Source organism: Plantactinospora sp. CA-290183, from assembly GCF_050936375.1.
In the GTDB taxonomy this organism is placed as follows: domain Bacteria; phylum Actinomycetota; class Actinomycetes; order Mycobacteriales; family Micromonosporaceae; genus Plantactinospora.
On the sequence record NZ_JBNJMX010000006.1, the window covers coordinates 43,786 to 62,500 of the forward strand.

The following is an 18,715-nucleotide window of genomic DNA, read 5'->3' on the forward strand; positions in this document are numbered from 1 at the left end:
ACACCGGCGCCCCGAGGCTGCGGTTACGCCGTCCCGTACGCCCGCAGGAGGCGGTCGTACTCGGCGGAGGTCACCGGCAGCACCGTGCCGTGCCGGGGACGGGGCGGCAGCGTGTAGTCGGTCGACATCCGCCACAGCCCCGACGCCAGGTCGGTCGACTCGAACGGCACGTAGCCGCGCCCGCCGAACTCGTCGATGAACAGGTACCACTTCTCCTCGGTGTTCGACTTGAACACGGTCGGGCCCTCACCCCGGCTGATCGAGCCCTTCCCGATGCAGTCGGCGACGAAGTCGTAGCTGGGGTCGAGGATGTCGGCCGACCTCTCCGCGATGATGAACTTGCTGCACGGCGTGGACGAGGTGTTGTTGCGCTCGTCCTTGGTGAACCGGTAGTACGTGCCGTCGTGCCTGATCACGGTGGAGTCGATGACCGAGTAGCCCGGGTCGATCCACACCCGGGGCTCGGTGAAGGTGACGAAGTCGCGGGTCGTGGCGTACATCATCCGGTTGTAGCTGTCGCCGAGGTGGTCCGGGTCGTCCTCGGCGTAGAGTTTGGAGGCCCAGAAGACGACGTAGGCGCCGAGGGCCTCGTCGTAGAACGCCTCCGGCGCCCAGGTGTTGCCGGCGGTGTCCGGCGAGACCCGGACCAGCCGCTGGTCGGTCCAGTTGACCAGGTCCGTCGACTCCCACACCATGATCGACCTGCTGCCGGTGCGCTGCGCCGCGTCCCAGTCACCGTTGCCGTAGATCCGCAGGTCGGTCGCGATCTGGTAGAACTTGTCCCCCTCCGGGGAGCGGATGATGAACGGGTCGCGCAGCCCCCGCTCGCCCAGCTCGGACGTGAGCACCGGCCGGCCGCCGTTCAACTCGCGCCAGTTGAGCGGGTCGTTGCCCTGGCTCAGGGCGAAGTAGACCTGCTCGCCGTCGGCGGTGCCCTCGCCGGTGAAGTAGCTGAAGGCGTAACCGGTGAACTCCTGGGTCGCGGGCAGCTCGGGCACCCGGGCGGTGAACGTGCGGGTCGTGGCGGCCGCGTTGCGCGAGACGGTGGCGGTGAGCCGGACGCGGGTGCCGCCCTCCCCCGGCGCCGGCCGGTGCACCTCTCCGGTCGGCGAGACGACCGCGGGGTCCGCAGAGGACCAGCGCACCGTCGTACCGTCCCCGCCGGTCGTCGGCAGGGTGAGGTTGCCGCGTACGTCGTCGAGGTTGTGGACGGTCAGGGCCCTGGCCGCCCGCTTGACGATCCGCTCGTCGGCCTTGGCCGCGCTGCCGGAGCCGGCCGGGGCCGCGTCGGCGCGGGTGGCCGGCGTCAGCGTGACGGCCAGACCGAGCGTGACGAGAGCAGCGAGAGCACGCATGGGAACTCCAGTCGCGATTGCGTGTGAGCGCTAACACTCACATCGATTACGATCGTCAGACATCGCGGGGCCACCGTCAAGTCGACGCGGACCGCAGAGGCGGCCCGTGGCGGCCCCACCCGGCCGGGCCGGGCGCACCCGGACGGCCCGCACCGTCAGCCCGCCAGCAGCTCCGCCATCCGCCGCGCCTGGCTCTCCCAGCGCCACTCCCGGTCCACCCAGGACCGGCCGGCGGCGCCCATCCGGCGGGCCAGGTCCCGGTCGCGCAGCAGGGTGGCCACCCGGTCGACCAGCGCGGCGGCGTCCCGACCGCCGACGACGTAACCGGTCTCGCCGTCGCGTACCGCGTCCGGCGCCCCGCCCGAGTCCCCCGCGACCACCGGCAACCCGGTCGCGGACGCCTCCAGGTAGACGATGCCGAGCCCCTCGACGTCGAGCCCGGCGTTGCGGGTGCGGCACGGCATCGCGTAGACGTCGCCCGCCGCGTAGTGCGCCGGCAGGTCGGCCGCCGGCACCGAGCCGGTGAAGACGACATCCGCCTCGACGCCGATCCGCCGGGCGAGCTTCTCCAACGCGCCCCGGTACGGCCCGCCACCCACCACCAGCAGCGCGGCGCCGGGTACCCGCCGACGGATCTCCGGCATCGCCCGGATCAGCGCGTCCTGGCCCTTGCGGGGCACCAGCCGGGAGACGCAGACCACCACCGGCCGGTCCGCCAGGCCGTGCCGCTCGCGTACCGGGCCGCCGTCGACGTCCGGGTGGTAGAAGTCGACGTCCACCCCGGGCGCCAGCCGACACAGCTCGGTACGACCGCGCAGCGCGCGTTCGAGCCGCACCCGGGTGTACTCGCCCAGGTACGTCGTCACGTCGACGCCGTCGCCGATCCGCCGCAGCGCCGACCGGGCGAGCGGCAGGGCGGCCCAGCCCACCTCGTGGCCGTGGGTCTGCGCCACGGCACGCCGGATGCCGGCCCGGCGCCGGAGCCCTGGGGCGAGCAGGCCCAGCGGCGCGGCGGCGCCGAACCAGACAATGTCGCAGTCGTACGTCCGGGCGAGGCGGGTGGCCCGGCGCGCGACCTGCGGGGTGGGCAGCAGCATCCCGGTGGGCTCGCGGATCACCTCGAACGGCTGGTCGGCGTCGAACTTCTCGGCACCGGACCAGGTGGAGGCGTAGACGACGACCGAGCCGGCCGGCTGGCGCACCGCCAGGTTGTGCACGAACGACTGGATGCCGCCGGGTCGTGGCGGGAAGTCGTTGGTGACGAGCAGAGTCCTGGTCAACCGCCGGCTCCTCGGGCGTACGCGCGGGCCGCGGCCATGCGCTCCACTGTGGATGGATGGCTCGCCGACCAGAGGTACTCCCAGCGGGGCGGGTCGGGATCGGCGAGGTTCAGGCTGGAGAGGCGGCGCTGCATCGCCTCGAAGGCAGCCGGGTCACCGGTCAGCGCGAGCGCGTGCGCGTCCGCCCGCGCCTCCACCTGCCGGGAGATCCAGGCCTGCCCCGGGCCGGCCAGCAGCCCGGCGACCGAGACCAGCGCCACCAGCAGCGGGAAGGCCCGCGGCTCGGCGACCGAGTCGACGCCCGCGGCCCGCAGCAACGGCGCCGACGACCCGATCAGGTAGAGCGCCACCACGGCCGCGGCGGCACCCAGGGCCCCGGTGAGGGTGCCACTCAGCACGTCGCGCTCCTTGGCGTGCCCCAGTTCGTGGGCCACCACGCTGGCCACCTCGGCCGGCGCCGCCTCCCGCAGCAGCGTGTCGTAGACGACGACCCGCCGGGTGGGGCCGAAGCCGGAGACATAGGCGTTGACCGCCCGGGTCCGCCGCGAGGCGTCGGCGACCAGCACGTCCCGCACCGGTACCCCGTCCGCGTCGGCGAGCGCCATCAGCTCGGTACGCAGCGGTCCCGGCTCCATCGGGGTGAACCGGTTGAAGATCGGCTCCACCAGCACCGGAAGCACGAAGGAGAGGAGCGTCACCAGGGCGGCCGCGCCGACGGCGCCGATCGCCCACCACCACCTCGGCGCCAGCCGGGTCACCGTGTAGAAGCCCAGCAGCGCCACCGCACCGATCACCGCGCTGACCGCGTACGACTTGAGCAGGTCCGCCGTCCAGCCGCCCCAGCCCTGGGTGGAGAGCCCGTAGCGGGCGACCACGGCATGTCGCCAGGCCGCGAACGGCAGCACCAGTAGCTCCGCGACCAGCACCACGGCCAGCCCGCCGAGTACCGCCTGGGCGATCCAGTGGTCGTTGAACGGGCGGCCGACCAACCCGACCAGCTTGGCCCCGAGGGGGGTCACCCCGAGCAGCAGGGCCACCAGCAGTCCCACCGCCAGGGCCGCGTACCCGCCGGGACGCAGCGCGGCGTGGAAGGCCCGGCCCCGGGCCACCTCCGCCGGAGGCAGCTCCCCGAGCGCGGCCAACTGGTCCGTCCGGGGTGCGGGCGGCCGGTGCCACGGCACCAGCAGCACGGTGGCGGCGACGAGCAGGACCACGAGCGCGGCGAGCGTCAGCCCGGCCCAGGTGCGAGGGGTCATGCCACGGACCCCTCGGGCAGCGCCGCGCCGACCCGGCCGCACCGGGCGCCACCGGATTCCTCCGGCCGCAGCCGGACGACGACGTCCGATCGATCCGTCACCGCCTCGCCCCTCCCGCCGGCCCGCCCGCGCGGCAATCCTATGCCGGGCGGAGGTGGGGAGCGCCCCGATCCCACCCGGAGGGCCGGGGCCGGCGAGGCGTACCACGAGGGTGGATCACGCCGCTGTTGCCGTTTCGCGCAGCAGTCCCAGGCCGGCCAGGCTGTGTGCCGTGTCGAGGATGGTCTCCTCGACCGGTCGAGGCTTCCAGCCGAGTGTCCGTCGCGCCTTGTCGCTGGAGGCGTCGCGCACCGTACCGAGGTCGGGGATCACCTGCGCGATCCGCGGGCTGAATGTCGCGGTGAGCCGCACCGTCCAGTCGGGCAGCCTCCTCGTCGGCACCCGCCGGGCCGCTGTGCCGAGCCGCGCGCGCAGCAGGCCGGCGATGTCCGACAGCGACATCAGGCCGGCGCTGGCCAGGAACCGCTCGCCGGCCGCGGTCGGATCGGCCATGGCCCGCAGGTGCAGGTCTGCGACGTCCCGCACGTCGACCACCCCGTACGACAGTCGCGGCAACGCCGGCATCGCGCCGTTCATCAACTGCTCGATCAGCTCGATGTAGAGCGAGTAGTCCGGGCCGAGGGCCGGGCCGAAGATGCCGACCGGATTGATCACCGCCAGCTCCATGCCGCCGCCCTCGCGGTCGACGAAGTCCCACGCCGCGCGCTCGGCGAGCAGCTTGGACTTCGCGTACGCGGTCATCGGCGCGCCGTCCGGGTCACTCCAGTCGGACTCGGTGAACACCCGCCCGTTGTCCCGGTGGCCGTACCCGACGGCGGCGAACGAGGACGTCAGCACGGTACGCCGGACACCGGCGTCACGCGCGGCTCGCAGCGTCCGCAGGGTGCCTTCACGCGCCGGCGTGATGATCTCGTCCTCGCGCCTCGGCGCGTTCGCGGGGAACGGCGAGGCGACGTGCAGCACATACGAACAGTCGGCTACCGCGTCGGACCAGCCGTCGTCGCGGGTCAGGTCGGCGACCGCGAACGACAGTGCCTTTCCCGGCGCCACCCCGCCCGCCTCGATCATCGCCCGGACGTCGGGCTCGCGCCGCAGCGAACGGACGGTCGTACGGACCCGGTAACCCTGCTGTAGTAGCCGAAGGATGCAGTGCGCGCCGACGAAACCGGAGCCGCCGGTCACCAGTACCAGGTCGCCGTCCATGCCATCTCCTAGGTGAGGATTCGCCACAGCGCCGCAAAGCCCGCGGCGCTGTGCCTGCCGGCCGCGGCCGGTTCGCGGATCATGAAGTTCATCGTCGTGTCGGCCAGTGCCTCGGCGACCTCGACGGCGTAGTCCAGCGGCTGGTCACGTAGGACGCCGGTCACCCGGCCGCGTTCGAGCAGTTCCGTCACCCCGGCCATGGCGTCGGCCGCGGCCGCGTGGCTCTCCGCCGTGATCTGGTGCGAGGTGCAGAGCAGCGCGAGGGCCCGCTTCCGGCTCGGATCGGCCGTACCCCATGCCATCCAGCGGGCCCAGGCCCGCTCGGCCTGCGGCCGGAGTCCCCCGTCGGGCGCAGGGCCCTCCATCACGGTGGCGCCGACCTCGGTCTTCAGCGCGACGAAGAGCTGGTTGAGAAGGTCAGCCTTCGTCGTGAAGTAGTTGAAGAGCGTGCCGTTGGAGACGCCGGCCCTGGCGGCGATCGCCGCGGTCGAGACGCCGAGCCCTTGCTCGGCGATGGCCCGGATGGCCGACTCCAGGATTGCCTCGCGCTTGTCGTCACTCTTCGCCCGGGCCACCGACCGCCCCCTCTTGACTGACTGGTCACTCATCATAGATAGCGAGTGACTAGTCAGTCAAGAATCGAATCGTGGCTGGAGGCACCATCGAACCCGTACCCCGAAGGATCGCGCGGTGTCTCGCCGCTAGGCCACGTGCCGGCGGCGTCGGTCGGCGAGCCGCACCGGCGCGGATGTCGGTGCGGCGAGCACCTCCACGTCGAAGCCGGCCCGGGTGAACACCTCGATCGCGCGGTGCTCGTCGGCGGTGAGCCCGGCCTCGGCCGGCGAACGGTCCAGCAGGGCACTCACCAGGCAGCCGGAACAGGCCGCGCCCCGAACGGCGCAACTGTCGCAGTCGATGAGCATCGCTCCTCCTCAGCGAGTGGTGGCGGACGCTGTCGCAGCCCCACCACCGTCGGTGACATCGACGTTAGGACGGGGGTACGACAAAACGCTGCTCGCCCTCGATCCGCCCGATCCCCCCGCCCGGCGGCAGGACACGGAGGGTGGCGGGACACGGGGGGGGTGGCGCCATCCGGCCGGCGGCGCCCCGGTCCGGGGCGTCAGGACCGGGCGAGCCGCCGCAGCAGGGCGTCCGCGCCGAGCGGGTAGGCGCCGTGCCGGCGTACCCCGTCGGCGACCTCGCGGTCCGAGGAGACCACCACCACCGGCCGCCCGGCCGGTTCGGCCCGGACCAGTCGGCGGATCAGGTCGTCGGCGGTCTCGCCCCGCCGGGAGAAGAGGACCCGGACCCCGCGCGGGGCCGGCGGCAGCCCGTGCATCCGTTCGGCACCGTCGAAGACGACGGTCACCTCGTCCCCGGTCTGCGCCGCGATGCCGCCCAACCCGGTGATCAGCCGCTTGCGCTGCTGTTCCAGGGACATCTCCCCGAAACCGCGCTTGGTCACGTTGTAGCCGTCCACCAGCAGGTGTGCCCGGGGCAGCGCGAGCAGTTCGTCGAGCCGGGCCGGGTCGTCGGCGTCGAGCGCCCGGGCCGAGGTGGCGGCGGCCGGCCGCTCGGCGAAGGCGTCGGCGACGTAGTCGGCCGGGAGCCGGTCCGCCGGATCCAGCGCCAGCTCCCGGCGCAGGCCGACGGCGGCCCGGCCGATCGTCTCCAGCAGCAGCCAGAGCCGCGCGTCGTCGACCGAGCGCGCCTCCTTGGCCGTCTGCCGGACCGCGCCGGCCGCCGCCTCGGCCTCGGCCAGCCGGGCGCGTACCCGGCGCAGCTCCGCCTCGTGGTCGGCGGCCGCCCGGGCGGCCCGGCCCTTCTCGGTGGCCAGCAGCTCGGCCGCGCGCCGTTCCCGGGCCTGGGTCTCCCGCAGCGACCGGCCCAGCACCCGGGCCTCCTCGCGGAGCTGGCCCAGCTCCTCCCGGAGCCGTGCCACCTCGTCGCGGAGCTTGTCGGCCTCGACCTTCGCCACCGCGCGATCGTGCTCGGCCCGGCTGGCCCGCCGCTCGGCGTCGCGGACCAGTTCGGCGACGACCGCGGTGTCGGCCTCCGCCCGCACCGCCGCCCCGGCGTCCTCCACCAGGTCGCGCCAGCGCGGCGGCCGGACCAGGTAGGCGAGCGCGGCCACCTGCACCGGATCGGCGGCGGCCGGGGTGTCGCCGGCCACCACCGCCGCGCCGAGTTCGTCGGCCTCGGCCAGGATCCGGGTCGCCACCCGCTGCCGGAACAGCGGATCGGTGGCGAGTTGGGTGGCGATGGGCCCGCCGCCGAGCCGGGCCCGTCGGTTGGGGGCGAACTTGGCCACCCGGCGCAGCGGCGGCGGCAGCTCTTCGAAGGGCAGCGTGGGCAGCGCCGCCGCGGCCAGGCTGATGATCCGTTGCCGGACGGGCTCCGGAAGGGTCGGCTCCGGATCACGGTCCACCGCAGGGGTCCCGGCCGGCCCGCCATCCGTCGGAGGCCCCCCGTCCGGCCGGTCCTCCCCCGCGAGCGCCGCCTCGGCCCCGTCGTCGCCCGGGAGCGCCGCTTCGGCCCCGTCGTCGCCCAGGAACGCGGCTTCGGCCCCGTCGTCCCCGAGGAGCGCCGCCTCGGCGCCGTCGTCGCCCGCGACGCGCGCGGCGTCCGCCGGCCCCGGTCGGAGGCGGCGGTCGGGCGGTTCGGCGCTGGGCATGTCGTCAGTCTCCCACCGACACCCCACCGATTGCCGAACACCTCAGATGATCTCGCGGCGTCGACGCCCGGTCACCGGCGGTACGGCTGGGACAGGAGTGTCGTACGGTGCACCTACCCTCCCCGGCGTGGCGCAACCTCTCTACGTCCAGGGCACGCTGGACGGCCTGCCGGACGGCGAGCCTCCGGCGGGCGGCTGGCCCGCCGCGGCGCTGCCGCTGCACCGGACCACGTTCGTCGTCGTCGACCTGGAGACCACCGGGGGCGCCCCGGACGGTGGCGGGATCACCGAGATCGGCGCGGTCAAGGTGCGCGGCGGGGAGGAGCTGGGGGTGCTGGCCACCCTGGTCAACCCGGGCGAGCCGATCCCGCCGTTCATCACCGTGCTGACCGGGATCACCCAGGCGATGCTGCACCCCGCGCCGCCGATCGAGGAGGTGCTGCCGAGCTTCCTGGAGTTCCTCCGCGACGCGGTGCTGGTCGCGCACAACGCTCCGTACGATGTCGGGTTCCTCAAGGCGGCCTGCGCCCGGCACGGTTACGACTGGCCCAACCCGCGGGTGCTGGACACGGCGGCGCTGGCCCGCCGGGTGCTGACCCGCGACGAGGTCCCCAACCGCAAGCTCGGCACCCTCGCGGCATACTTCCGGACCCCGCACCAGCCGACGCACCGCGCCCTGGACGACGCGAAGGCGACCGTGGACGTGCTGCACGGCCTGATCGCCCGGCTGGGCGGGCACCGGGTGGAGACGCTCGGCGACGCGATCGAGTTCGCCAAGGCGATCAGCCCGACCCAGCGGCGCAAGCGGCACCTCGCCGACGGGCTGCCCCGGGTGCCCGGGGTCTACATCTTCCGGGCCGCCGACGACCGTCCGCTCTACGTCGGCACCTCCGGCGACATCGCCACCCGGGTGCGGAGCTACTTCACGGCGGCGGAGAAGCGGGCCCGGATCTCCGAGATGCTGGCCGCCGCCGAACGGGTGGAGGCCGTCGAGTGCGCCCACGCCCTGGAGGCCGAGGTGCGCGAGCTGCGGCTGATCGGCGCGCACGCGCCGCCGTACAACCGGCGGTCGAAGTTCCCGGAGCGGATGGTGTGGCTCAAGCTGACCCCGGAGCCGTACCCCCGGTTGTCGGTGGTCCGCGTGCTCGGCCCGGAGGACGAGGCCTACCTCGGCCCGTTCAGTTCGCGGCGGGGCGCCGAGCTGGCCGCGGCGGCGGTGCACGAGGCGGTGCCGCTGCGCCAGTGCACCCACCGGCTCTCGGTCCGGACCACCACGCCGGCCTGCGCGCTGGCCGAGCTGGGCCGCTGCCCGGCGCCCTGCGAGCACCGGATCTCCGTTCCGGAGTACGAGCGGCGCGCGGTGGCCCCGGTCCGGGCCGCCATGGTGGACGACCCGCAGGTGGTGGTGGACGCCCTGCTGGCCCGGATCGAGACGCTCTCCGGGGCCGAGCGCTACGAGGAGGCGGCGGCGGTACGCGGCCGGCTGGTCGCGGTGCTCCGGGCCACCCTGCGGATGCAGCGCCTGGTCGGGCTGACCCGGATCGCCGAGCTGAGCGCCGCCCGCCGGAGCGCCGACGGCGGCTGGGAGCTGGCCGTGATCCGCCACGGGCGGCTCGCCGGTGCCGGCACCGCCCCGCCCGGCGTACACCCCCGGCCGGTCCTCGACCTGGTCCGGGCCACCGCCGAGACGGTGCTGCCCGGCCACGGTCCGGTGCCGAACGCCTCGGCGGAGGAGTCCGAACGCATCCTGTCCTGGTTGGAGCGGCCCGACACGCGGTTGGTGGAGACCTCGGCCGGTTGGGCATCCCCGGCGAGGGGGGCCGGCCGGTTCCGTGACCTGCTCGTCCGGGCCGAGGCGGCCGCCGCCGCGCAACTCCCGACCGAACGCACATAAGCAAGTGACCGATCGGACGACCTACACTCCCTTACGCTGTTAGAGAAGTGCAGTCCTGCCCGATTTCGGGGCTTGCTCCCCTGCCGTGCCCCCGCGCGGTCACGCGGAGCCGGCGCCGGGCCCGGGCGGCGAGTGTAAGGAGGTGTCTCCGCGTGGATGTCGACGCCGGACACGGCGCCGCCCTCGGAGGCGCCCGCGCGACCGAGATCACGCTGAGCGGACGCCTGCGCTCGTTCCTGTCCTGGCCGTCCGCTGAGGACGATCCGGTCACCCGGCTGGCCCGGACCCACCGGAGCATCCACCCCAGCGCCGACATCGCGGTGCTGCGCCGCGGCTACGCCATCGCGGAGAGCATGCACCGGGGGCAGTTCCGCAAGAGCGGCGACGCCTACATCACCCATCCGCTGGCGGTCGCCCAGATCTGCGCCGAGCTGGGCATGGACACGGTGACCCTGGTCGCCGCGCTGCTGCACGACACCGTGGAGGACACCCGCTACACGCTGCAGGCGCTGACCGGCGACTTCGGCCCCGAGGTGGCCCACCTGGTCGACGGGGTGACCAAGTTCGACAAGGCGTTCTACGGCAAGGCGGCCGAGGCCGAGACGATCCGCAAGATGATCATCGCCGCCGGCAAGGACGTCCGGGTGCTGATCATCAAGGTCGCCGACCGGCTGCACAACATGCGCACCCTGGACGCCCGCTCCGCCGCCTCCCGGGCCCGGATCGCGCGGGCCACCCAGGAGGTGCTGGTGCCGCTCTGCGACCGGCTCGGCATCCAGGCCCTCAAGCGCGACCTCGACGACGTGGTGCTGCGCCACCTGGAGCCGGAGGCGTACCAGCGGATCGACGAGCACGTCCGGAACCGCCCGGACTGGGCCGCGTACCACGCCGACGTGGTGAGCCAGGTCCGGGTCGTGCTCCGGCGGGACAAGATCGTGGCCGAGGTCAAACACCGGCCCCGGCACTACTACTCGATCTGGAAGGACACGGTCGCCGGGGAGCACCTGAGCCCCTTCGACCTGCCCCGCATCGCGATCGTGGTGGACGGCCCGGACACCGACTGCTACGCCGCGCTCGGCTCGATCCACGGGCTCTGGCGCCCGGTCGCCGGCCGGTTCAAGGACTTCATCGCCGCCCCGAAGAACAACCTCTACCGGTCCCTGCACACCACGGTGATCGGTCCGGGCGAGCGGACCCTGGAGGTGCTGATCCGCACCAAGTCGATGGACCGGTCCGCCGAGTACGGCATCGCCGCCGACTTCCGGTTCCCCAAGCCCGGGGTCAACGCCGCGACCAACACCAAACAGCTCGACTGGCTCCGCCGGGTACTCCACTGGGAGCCCGACACCACCGACCCGGCACAGTTCCTGGCGTCGCTGCGCTGTGACCTCGCCGAGGCCCAGATCCAGGTCTTCGCCGAGGGCCGGACCGTGGTCCTGCCCGCCGGCTCCACGCCGGTCGACCTGGCGTACGAGCTGGGCCCGGACCGGGGCGACCACTGCCTCGCCGCGAAGATCAACGGCCGGCTCGCCCCCCTCTCGTCGGAGCTGGACGAGGGCGACGTGGTGGAGATCTTCAGCGAGACCGACGCGCACAGCGAGTTCGACCTGGCGGTCGCCCCGCCCGGGCCCCGCCGGGAGTGGCTCGGCTTCGTCAAGTCGCCGCAGGCACAGATGCAGATCAACCGCTGGTTCGCCGACCACCAGGAGCCGGGAATCTCCATCTCGGACAAGGTCCGGTTGGGCCGGGCCACCATCGGGCTGACCCTGCGCAAGCACAACCGGGGACTCGCCAGCGACCTGCCGCTGCGTCGGCTCGCCGAGGAGCAGGGCTACCCCGACCTGGAGACCCTGCTGGTGGCGGTGGTCGACCGGGCGGTCGAGCCGGACGCGGTGGTGGAGCAGCTCATCGCCATGGTGGACCACCAGGAATGAGACCGCCGGCCCCGGAGCACGCGCCGCGGGCGTACGCCCTCTAGCCTGGTTTTGTGATCACCCGCCGCTCGCCGACGCGTGCCCTCGGCTACAAGGTCTTCTACCGGCTTCCGCTCGGGGTGCGTCGCCGGTTGGTCCGGATGGCCGTGCCGAAGTACATCGTCGGCGCCGTCACGCTGGTCCGCGACGCCGAGGCGGCGGAGCCCGGCCGGCTGCTGCTGCTGCGCCAACCCCCCGGCCGCGGCTGGACGCTCCCGGCCGGCCTGCTGCAACGCGGTGAGAGCCCGGTGGTCGGCGCGGCCCGCGAGCTGCACGAGGAGAGCGGCATCGACCTGCCGCCGGAGCGGCTACGGCCGGCCGTGCCGAACGCGGTCGTGCACCTCAAGGGCTGGGTGGACATGGTCTTCGAGGTCTCCGTCCCGGCGTCGACCACCGAACTCGTCGTCGACGGCGCCGAGGTGTACGAGGCCGCCTGGCACCGGCTGGACGAGCTGCCCCGGCTCTCCACCGCGACCGCCCGGCTCCTCGCCCACTACGGGATCGGTCCGCTCGCCGACACCGGCCCGGACCGGTCGACGTGACCGCCGGCCGCGGCCCGACCGCCGGCCCCACTCCGGCCCGCGGTGGGATCTGCGCGGTCGTACTGGCCGCCGGGGAGGGCCGCCGGCTGCGCCCGCTCACCGAGCATCTGCCCAAGGCGCTCTGCCCGGTGGGGAACGTGGCGCTGCTGGACCGGGCGCTCGACCGGCTCCGCGGGCTCGGCTTCGCCGGCCCGGCGACGGTGGCGGTGAACGCCTGTTACCTGGGTGACCAGGTGGTCCGGCACGTCGGTGCCCGGGCGTGGCTCTCGGTGGAGCCCGGGGACCCGCTCGGCACCTCCGGCGGGCTGGCGCACCTGCGGGACTGGATCGACGGCCGCGACGTACTGGTCGGCAACGCGGACGCCTACCTGAGCGACCCCGCCCTACCGCCCGGCCCGGACATCGCCGCCCTGCTCGCCGGATGGGACGGCCGGACGGTACGGCTGCTCGGCCGGCCGGCCCAGGACCCGGCGGAGCCGGACACCTTCGGAGGACACCGCTTCGCCGGCTTCTCGTTGCTGCCCTGGGCCCGGGTACGCGACCTGCCGGTGGAGGTGTCCGAGCTGGTCCGGACGGTGTGGCGCCCGGCGGAGGCGGCCGGCGAACTGGAGGTGGTCGACTACCGGGGCACCTTCCTCGACACCGGCACCCCCGGCGACTACCTGGCGGCCAACCTGCACGCCGCGGGCGGCGGCAGCCTGGTGCACCGCACCGCGACGGTGACCGGCCGGTACGAGCGCGCGGTGATCGGCGCCGGTGCCCTGGTACGCGGTTCGGTCGGCCGGGTCGTGGTCTGGCCCGGCGGCGTGGTCGAGGCGGAGGAGCGGCTGACCGACGCGGTGCGGGTGGGCCGCACGCTGACCGTGGCGGCGGCGAACTGATCCCGGCGGCGGCGGTACGTGTCAGGCCGGGGCGGTGCGACCTCTAGCATGAGCGGGGCGCCCCGGCGCCCGGACGAGCACCGGCCCGGAGCCCGTACGGCGGCCGGGCGACCGGCGGCCCAACGTCGACGAGAGGAGTCCACCGGTGATCACCGCGATCGTCCTGATCGACTGCGCCACCGACTCGATCCCCGAGGTGGCCGAGGCGCTGGCCGCGCTGCCCGGCGTCAGCGAGGTCTACTCGGTCGCCGGGCACGTGGACCTGATCGCCATGGTCCGGGTACGCGAGTTCGACCAGATCGCCGAGGTGATCGCCGGGGGCATCTCCAAGGTGCCCGGGGTGCTCGGCACCGAGTCGCACATCGCCTTCCGGGCGTACTCGCAGCACGACCTGGAGCAGGCGTTCGCGATCGGCCTCGCCGACTCCGACTGAGCGCGCCTGTCTACCCACCGGTAACCGCCGCCGGTACGCTCGCCGGATGACCGCGACGCCCGGCTACCAGCAGTCCTTCGTGGAGCGCGGCGACGACCGGATCGGACTGCGGAGCTATCCGGAGCCGACCGGGACGCCGGAGGCGCCGCTGGTGCTGCTCTGGCCGGCGATGGGCGTCCGGGCCGGCTACTACCAGCCGTTCGTCGCCGAGCTGCGGGCCGCCGGCCTCGCCGTGGTCGTGGTCGACCTGCGCGGCACCGGGGCGAGCACCCCGCCGGCGAGCCGGGTCTCCCGGTACGGCTATCCGGAGCTGGTCGGCGATGTCGGCGCGGTGCTGGAGAGCCTGAAGGACCGGATCGGGGACCGCACCACGCTGCTGCTCGGGCACTCGCTCGGCGGGCAGGCCGCCCTGCTGCACCTCGCGCTGGGCGGGCAGCCGGTCGACGGGCTGGTGCTGGTGGCCGCCGGGATGCCGCACTGGCGGTCCTATCCGGGATGGCGGCGCCACCTGGTACGGCCGGCCGCGGAGTTCATCCGTGGCGTGGCGGCCGTGCTGGGCAGTTGGCCCGGCTGGGGCTTCGGCGGCCGGCAGGCGCGCGGGGTGATGCGGGACTGGGCGTACACCATCCGGACCGGCCGGTTCCCCCGGCTGGACGGCGTCGACGCCGAGGCCGCGGTGCGGACGGTACGCACGCCCGTGCTGGCGATCAGCGTCGAGCACGACCAGCTCACCCCGGAGCAGACCCTCGACCGCCTCTGCGCCAAGCTGACCGCCGCCGCGGTGCGGCGGGAGCGGTACACGGCGGCCGAGGCGGGCCTCCGGCTGGACCATTTCACCTGGGTACGGGCATCGGCCCCGATCGCCGCCCGGGTCGCGTCGTTCGCCGCGCGACTCCGCGCCGGCTGACCCGTCGGCCGGCGGGGCCGGGCGCGCCATGATCCTCGGTCCGCCACCGGTGGATCACGGTCCGGATCCATCGGTGCACGGCTGACGATCATGACGCCCCCGCCGGAGCGCCCTAGCTACGGGTCGGGCCGGGCGTGCCCGCCGTACCGCTGGGTGCCGGGGCGGAGCTGCCCCCCGGACTCGGCGCCACGGTCGTGCCACCCGGGATCGGCACACCCAGGTTCTGGGCCAGCGCCACCAGCGCATGGTGATGCGCCTGGAGCACCGGCGCCGCCTGCTGGGCGACCTGCTTGGCCGACGGGTCCGAGCCCTGCGTCAGTTCGGCCTGTACGAGCTGCATCGCCTGCGTGTGCGCGGTCAACTGGGCCGTCACCCACTGTGTGTCGAAGTCGGCACCGTTGACGTTCTGCAGCTGGTTCATGACCGCCTGTTGCTCGTTGGTCGGCTTGTTCGGCAGGGCCAGATTGGCCGACGAGGCCACACTCTGCACCCGCTGGTCCAGTTGGGTGTGGTCCGTGACCAACCGCGTGGCGAGCTGCTTCAGCTCCTGGTTCGCCGACTTCTGCTGGGCCAGGTTGCTGGTGGCGATCTCCGCGAGGTTCGACTGGTGGATCGACTGCAGGAACTGCTTGTCCTGCGCGGACAACGCCGCCGACGGTGTCGCGGACGGCGCCGCGACGGCGCTGTACGCGGCTCCGGCGGGTACGAGCCCGATCACCACCATCGAGACCAGCACACCCAGGCGTTTGACGCCCAACATGTTGTTCCCCCCTCTGTCGTTGAACTTCGGGGGTACCCGGTTGACCGGCGGACACTCGGGCCGGTGGGGTCCGGCGGCAGCGACGGGCCGCGACCCTCGGTTTGTCCGCCGGCCGGCGGGGAAGACCTACTCGGCGGCCTTCGCCGCCTGGGAGACGTCGATCCAGGTGTCGAGGACCCGCGCCGCGGCGCCGGAGTCGATGGACTCGGCCGCCCGGCGCAGACCGGCGCTCAGCTCCGGCAGCAGGTCGCCGGCGAGGCCGCTCTGCGCGACCAGCGCCGCCGCCGCGTTGACCAGCACCGCGTCCCGGACCGGTCCGGGCTCACCGGCGAGCAGCCGGCGGGTCACGTCGGCGTTGAACGCCGGGTCACCGCCGCGCAGGTCGCCGGGGGCCGACCGGGGCAGCCCGAGATCGGTGGTGTCGACCGTGGTCTCGGTGACCCGGCCCTGATGGGCGATCCACAGCCGGGTCGGCGCGGCCGTGCTGAACTCGTCGAGCCCGTCCTCGCCCCGCATCACCAGCACCGAGTCGCCGCGACCGGCGAAGACCTCGGCCACCACCTCGGCCATCCGGGGATCGAAACAGCCCACCGCACCGGCCCGGGGCCGGCCCGGGTTGGTCAACGGACCGAGGAAGTTGAAGACGGTCGGCACGCCGAGCTCCCGCCGGGGCACCGCGGTGTGCCGCATCCCGGGGTGGAACCGGGCGGCGAAGCAGAACCCGATGCCGGCCTCGGTGACGCACCGGGCGACCCCGGCCGGACCGAGGTCGAGCGGGATGCCCAGGTACTCCAGCAGGTCGGCGGCGCCACAGGACGAGGAGGCGGCCCGGTTGCCGTGCTTGACGACCCGTACCCCGGCGCCGGCCACCACCATCGCCGTCATCGTCGAGATGTTCACCGTGTGGGCGCGGTCACCGCCGGTGCCCACCACGTCGACGGCGCTGGCCCGCAGCGCGTCCGGCAGCTCCACCAGGGTGGCCTTGCCGAGCATCGCCTCGACCAGCCCGGCCAGCTCCGCCGGGGTCTCCCCCTTGGCCCGCAGCGCCATGGCGAAGCCGGCGATCTGGGCCGGGGTCGCCACCCCGGACATGATCTCCCCCATCGCCCAGGCGGTGTCGGCGGTGGAGAGCTCCTCGGCGCGCAACAGCGCGGTGAGGAGATTGGGCCAGGTCCGTTCCCCCATGCTGGCCTCCCGAGCGGGGCGGGTGCGGTGTGCGGATGCGGCGGTGGTGCGGCGGAGGGGCCGGACGGCGCCGGCCCGTCCGGTCAGCGCAGGGCGCTCGCGCCGTTGGCCCGGGCGTGCAGCAGCGCGGCCACGGTCCGGCCGGTGGTCACCGGGTCGAGCGGATGCACCAGAGTGGCGTCGACCTGCGCGTACGCGGCGAGCCACCGGTCCGCGGCCCGGGCGATCACCACGCAGGTCGGCGGCGCGTCCTCCCGCTCGTCCTTGATCTGCCGGGCGATGCCCAGACCGCCGCCGGGGCTGGCCTCACCGTCGAGCAGCAGCAGGTCGATCTCGTAGTCGTCGACCAGCCGGACGCACTCGGCGTAGTCGGACGCCTCGACGAACTCGACGGTCAGGTCGCCGGCCGGCCGGGTGCCGACGGCGAGCCGCATCCGGTCCCGGACCTCCGGGTCGTCGCTGTAGAGCAGGACGGTGTACTGACGATCGGTCATCGGTCGCTGGCTCCCACCTCGTAGCTGCCCGCCGATCGTACCGGTCCCCACCGCCGCCCTCCCGGCCCGCCCGCCCCCGGGTCCACCCCGGCCCGCATCCCGGGACGACCGGTCCGGCCGGCGGGTCAGGCGGAGGTGCCGGCCGCGCGTTCCCGGGCCTCCTGGCGGTCCAGCTCGCGGTCCACCCGCCGGGCCTCCCGCTCGGACTGGCGGATCCACTGCACCACCAGTACCGCGATCATGGTGATGCTGACGAACTCGCCGCCGGCCCAGAGGATCCCGCCGGCGACCTTCTGGTCGTTCCAGGGGTCGGCCCAGTCCAGCGCCAGCGACGGGTACCAGTCGCCGCCGAACAGGGTGGTGCTCTGCATGATCGTGAGCCCCAGCACGGTGTGGAACGGCACCGAGAGCACCATCAGCAGGGCGCGGGCCGGGTACGGCCACCGGCCCGGCAGCGGGTCCAGCCCGACCAGGGGCCAGAAGAAGAGGCAGCCGGTGAGGATGAAGTGCGCGTGCACCATCTCGTGCGCGAACGGGTGCTCCAGGGTCACCCGGTAGAGCCCGGTGAAATACAACACGAACGGGTTCACCACGAAGATCGCGTACGCGAGGAGCGGAAACGAGAAGACCCGCGCCACCCGGCTGTGCACCACGGCGAGCAGCCGGCGGCGGGGGGCGCCGGTGAGCGTACGCAGGGCCAGCGTGACCGGCGCGCCCAGCGCCAGGAAGATCGGCGCCACCATGGAGAGCACCATGTGCTGGACCATGTGCACCGACAGCAGGGTGGTGTCGTAGGCGCCCAGCCCGCTCAGCGTCACCGACGCGATCCCGCCGAGTCCGGGGCCGAGGAAGAGCAGGGTGCGGGCCACCGGCCAGTGGTCGCCGCGGACCCGCAGCCGGTGCACGCCGTAGAGGTAGCAGGCGGCGGCGATCACCAGACCGACGGCCAGCCAGCTGTTCAGCGTGCTCTCGGTGAAGATCGACGAGACGGTGAACGGCGGCGGCGCCGAGCCGGTGGCGGTCAGGGCGGCCGGCGCCGTGGCCGGGGCGGACGTGACAACGGGATCGACCTGGAGCACGCTTTTCAGGCTAGGCCAGGTGAACCGGGCGGGGCACGCGACCCCGTCCGACGAGGCAGTTGGGCCACCCCGACGATGGCCGATGCGGCTCGCGGGCAATAATGACGGCGTGACTGCGGCCTCAGCCATTGACAAGAGCCGGATCCACTCGCTGACCCGACCGAACATGGTCAGTGTGGGCACGATCGTGTGGCTCTCCAGCGAACTCATGTTCTTCGCGGCGCTGTTCGCGATGTACTTCTCCATCCGGGCGGCGGCGCCCGACCAGTGGGAGAAGCACACCGAGGTGCTCAACGTGCCGTACGCGACCACCTTCACGGTGATCCTGGTGCTCTCCTCGGTCACCTGCCAGCTCGGGGTGTTCGCCGCCGAGCGGGGGGACGTGCACTCGCTCCGCCGCTGGTTCACCGTCACCTTCGTGATGGGCCTGGTCTTCGTGCTCGGCCAGCTGAACGAGTACCGGGAGCTCGTGCACCACGGCGTGAAGATCAACGAGGACGGGTACGGGTCGGTGTTCTACCTGACCACCGGCTTCCACGCGCTGCACGTGACCGGCGGTCTGATCGCCTTCATCATCTTCATGATCCGGACCACGATGGGCCGGTTCACCCCGGCGCAGGCCACCTCCGCGATCGTCGTGTCCTACTACTGGCACTTCGTCGATGTGGTCTGGATCGCCCTTTACGGCATGATCTACTGGCTTCAGTGATCTTGGCGCTGTCACGTTCCGCCCCGCTGC

At 73.6% G+C, this 18,715-nt stretch carries 18 protein-coding genes; 7 read left to right on the forward strand and 11 right to left on the reverse strand.

Annotated elements, in window-relative coordinates; genetic code table 11:
* Positions 1-23 precede the first annotated feature (23 nt).
* The 7 genes from ACQEUR_RS13670 to ACQEUR_RS13700 all read right to left on the reverse strand — a co-directional run bounded on the left by ACQEUR_RS13670 (position 24) and on the right by ACQEUR_RS13700 (position 7,828).
* The gene (locus ACQEUR_RS13670; protein WP_433030116.1) at positions 24-1,355 is read right to left on the reverse strand and encodes an immunoglobulin-like domain-containing protein; all 1,332 of its coding nucleotides are present in this window, start codon (positions 1,353-1,355) and stop codon (positions 24-26) included.
* 155 nt (positions 1,356-1,510) lie between these two features.
* Positions 1,511-2,635 carry a glycosyltransferase family 4 protein gene (locus tag ACQEUR_RS13675; protein ID WP_433030117.1) on the reverse strand — a complete coding sequence of 375 codons (1,125 nt, stop codon included), beginning with the start codon at positions 2,633-2,635 and terminating at the stop codon, positions 1,511-1,513.
* Positions 2,632-3,891 (reverse strand): M48 family metallopeptidase, encoded by a 1,260-nt coding sequence (locus ACQEUR_RS13680; protein WP_433030119.1) that lies wholly within the window; start codon positions 3,889-3,891, stop codon positions 2,632-2,634. The genes ACQEUR_RS13675 and ACQEUR_RS13680 overlap by 4 nt, the downstream gene beginning before the upstream one ends.
* Before the next feature lie 216 nt (positions 3,892-4,107).
* Positions 4,108-5,154 (reverse strand): SDR family oxidoreductase, encoded by a 1,047-nt coding sequence (locus tag ACQEUR_RS13685; protein WP_433030120.1) that lies wholly within the window; start codon positions 5,152-5,154, stop codon positions 4,108-4,110.
* Between the two features lie 8 nt (positions 5,155-5,162).
* Positions 5,163-5,762 carry a TetR/AcrR family transcriptional regulator gene (locus tag ACQEUR_RS13690; protein ID WP_433030122.1) on the reverse strand — a complete coding sequence of 200 codons (600 nt, stop codon included), beginning with the start codon at positions 5,760-5,762 and terminating at the stop codon, positions 5,163-5,165.
* Between the two features lie 93 nt (positions 5,763-5,855).
* On the reverse strand, positions 5,856-6,077 hold the full coding sequence (locus ACQEUR_RS13695) for a hypothetical protein (RefSeq protein ID WP_433030123.1): 222 nt from the start codon (positions 6,075-6,077) through the stop codon (positions 5,856-5,858).
* Positions 6,078-6,274: 197 nt separating this feature from the next.
* Positions 6,275-7,828 (reverse strand): NYN domain-containing protein, encoded by a 1,554-nt coding sequence (locus tag ACQEUR_RS13700; protein WP_433030125.1) that lies wholly within the window; start codon positions 7,826-7,828, stop codon positions 6,275-6,277.
* A gap of 127 nt (positions 7,829-7,955) precedes the next feature.
* Between ACQEUR_RS13700 and ACQEUR_RS13705 the strand changes: the two genes are divergently transcribed.
* The 6 genes from ACQEUR_RS13705 (at position 7,956) to ACQEUR_RS13730 (ending at position 14,458) form a co-directional block, all read left to right on the forward strand.
* The gene (locus tag ACQEUR_RS13705; protein WP_433030126.1) at positions 7,956-9,722 is read left to right on the forward strand and encodes a DEDD exonuclease domain-containing protein; all 1,767 of its coding nucleotides are present in this window, start codon (positions 7,956-7,958) and stop codon (positions 9,720-9,722) included.
* Positions 9,723-9,874: 152 nt separating this feature from the next.
* Complete coding sequence (locus ACQEUR_RS13710) at positions 9,875-11,656, forward strand: RelA/SpoT family protein (RefSeq protein WP_433030127.1); 1,782 nt, start codon at positions 9,875-9,877, stop codon at positions 11,654-11,656.
* A 56-nt stretch (positions 11,657-11,712) separates the two neighbouring features.
* Entirely contained in the window at positions 11,713-12,237 is a 525-nt protein-coding gene (locus ACQEUR_RS13715; protein ID WP_433030442.1) for an NUDIX hydrolase, read from the forward strand.
* Complete coding sequence (locus ACQEUR_RS13720; protein WP_433030129.1) at positions 12,234-13,118, forward strand: nucleotidyltransferase family protein; 885 nt, start codon at positions 12,234-12,236, stop codon at positions 13,116-13,118. The genes ACQEUR_RS13715 and ACQEUR_RS13720 overlap by 4 nt, the downstream gene beginning before the upstream one ends.
* Before the next feature lie 145 nt (positions 13,119-13,263).
* Positions 13,264-13,551 carry an Lrp/AsnC family transcriptional regulator gene (locus ACQEUR_RS13725; protein ID WP_433030131.1) on the forward strand — a complete coding sequence of 96 codons (288 nt, stop codon included), beginning with the start codon at positions 13,264-13,266 and terminating at the stop codon, positions 13,549-13,551.
* A 46-nt stretch (positions 13,552-13,597) separates the two neighbouring features.
* The gene (locus tag ACQEUR_RS13730; RefSeq protein ID WP_433030133.1) at positions 13,598-14,458 is read left to right on the forward strand and encodes an alpha/beta hydrolase family protein; all 861 of its coding nucleotides are present in this window, start codon (positions 13,598-13,600) and stop codon (positions 14,456-14,458) included.
* Between the two features lie 112 nt (positions 14,459-14,570).
* Here the strand turns inward: ACQEUR_RS13730 and ACQEUR_RS13735 are convergent, their stop codons facing one another.
* The 4 genes from ACQEUR_RS13735 to ACQEUR_RS13750 all read right to left on the reverse strand — a co-directional run bounded on the left by ACQEUR_RS13735 (position 14,571) and on the right by ACQEUR_RS13750 (position 17,976).
* The gene (locus ACQEUR_RS13735) at positions 14,571-15,218 is read right to left on the reverse strand and encodes a DUF4142 domain-containing protein (RefSeq protein ID WP_433030135.1); all 648 of its coding nucleotides are present in this window, start codon (positions 15,216-15,218) and stop codon (positions 14,571-14,573) included.
* Positions 15,219-15,344: 126 nt separating this feature from the next.
* Positions 15,345-16,403, reverse strand: a complete 1,059-nt coding sequence (gene trpD / locus ACQEUR_RS13740) for an anthranilate phosphoribosyltransferase (RefSeq protein WP_433030137.1) — start codon at positions 16,401-16,403, stop codon at positions 15,345-15,347.
* 83 nt (positions 16,404-16,486) lie between these two features.
* Positions 16,487-16,897, reverse strand: a complete 411-nt coding sequence (locus ACQEUR_RS13745) for a hypothetical protein (protein ID WP_433030139.1) — start codon at positions 16,895-16,897, stop codon at positions 16,487-16,489.
* Positions 16,898-17,022: 125 nt separating this feature from the next.
* The gene (locus tag ACQEUR_RS13750) at positions 17,023-17,976 is read right to left on the reverse strand and encodes a cytochrome c oxidase assembly protein (RefSeq protein WP_433030141.1); all 954 of its coding nucleotides are present in this window, start codon (positions 17,974-17,976) and stop codon (positions 17,023-17,025) included.
* 109 nt (positions 17,977-18,085) lie between these two features.
* On the opposite strand from ACQEUR_RS13750, the gene ctaE reads away from it, so the two are divergent.
* Positions 18,086-18,685, forward strand: coding sequence for an aa3-type cytochrome oxidase subunit III (gene ctaE / locus ACQEUR_RS13755; protein WP_433030143.1), 600 nt, complete (start codon positions 18,086-18,088; stop codon positions 18,683-18,685).
* The last annotated feature ends 30 nt before the right edge of the window (positions 18,686-18,715 follow it).

Bases quoted from the DNA above. Each gene is read 5' to 3' on its own strand.
- ACQEUR_RS13690 (WP_433030122.1), bottom strand. From the start codon at position 5,762: ATGAGTGACCAGTCAGTCAAGAGGGGGCGGTCGGTGGCCCGGGCGAAG.
- ACQEUR_RS13695 (WP_433030123.1), bottom strand. From the start codon at position 6,077: ATGCTCATCGACTGCGACAGTTGCGCCGTTCGGGGCGCGGCCTGTTCC.
- trpD (WP_433030137.1), bottom strand. From the start codon at position 16,403: ATGGGGGAACGGACCTGGCCCAATCTCCTCACCGCGCTGTTGCGCGCC.
- ACQEUR_RS13670 (WP_433030116.1), bottom strand. From the start codon at position 1,355: ATGCGTGCTCTCGCTGCTCTCGTCACGCTCGGTCTGGCCGTCACGCTG.
- ACQEUR_RS13730 (WP_433030133.1), top strand. From the start codon at position 13,598: ATGACCGCGACGCCCGGCTACCAGCAGTCCTTCGTGGAGCGCGGCGAC.
- ACQEUR_RS13700 (WP_433030125.1), bottom strand. From the start codon at position 7,828: ATGCCCAGCGCCGAACCGCCCGACCGCCGCCTCCGACCGGGGCCGGCG.
- ACQEUR_RS13745 (WP_433030139.1), bottom strand. From the start codon at position 16,897: ATGACCGATCGTCAGTACACCGTCCTGCTCTACAGCGACGACCCGGAG.
- ACQEUR_RS13680 (WP_433030119.1), bottom strand. From the start codon at position 3,891: ATGACCCCTCGCACCTGGGCCGGGCTGACGCTCGCCGCGCTCGTGGTC.
- ACQEUR_RS13685 (WP_433030120.1), bottom strand. From the start codon at position 5,154: ATGGACGGCGACCTGGTACTGGTGACCGGCGGCTCCGGTTTCGTCGGC.
- ACQEUR_RS13735 (WP_433030135.1), bottom strand. From the start codon at position 15,218: ATGTTGGGCGTCAAACGCCTGGGTGTGCTGGTCTCGATGGTGGTGATC.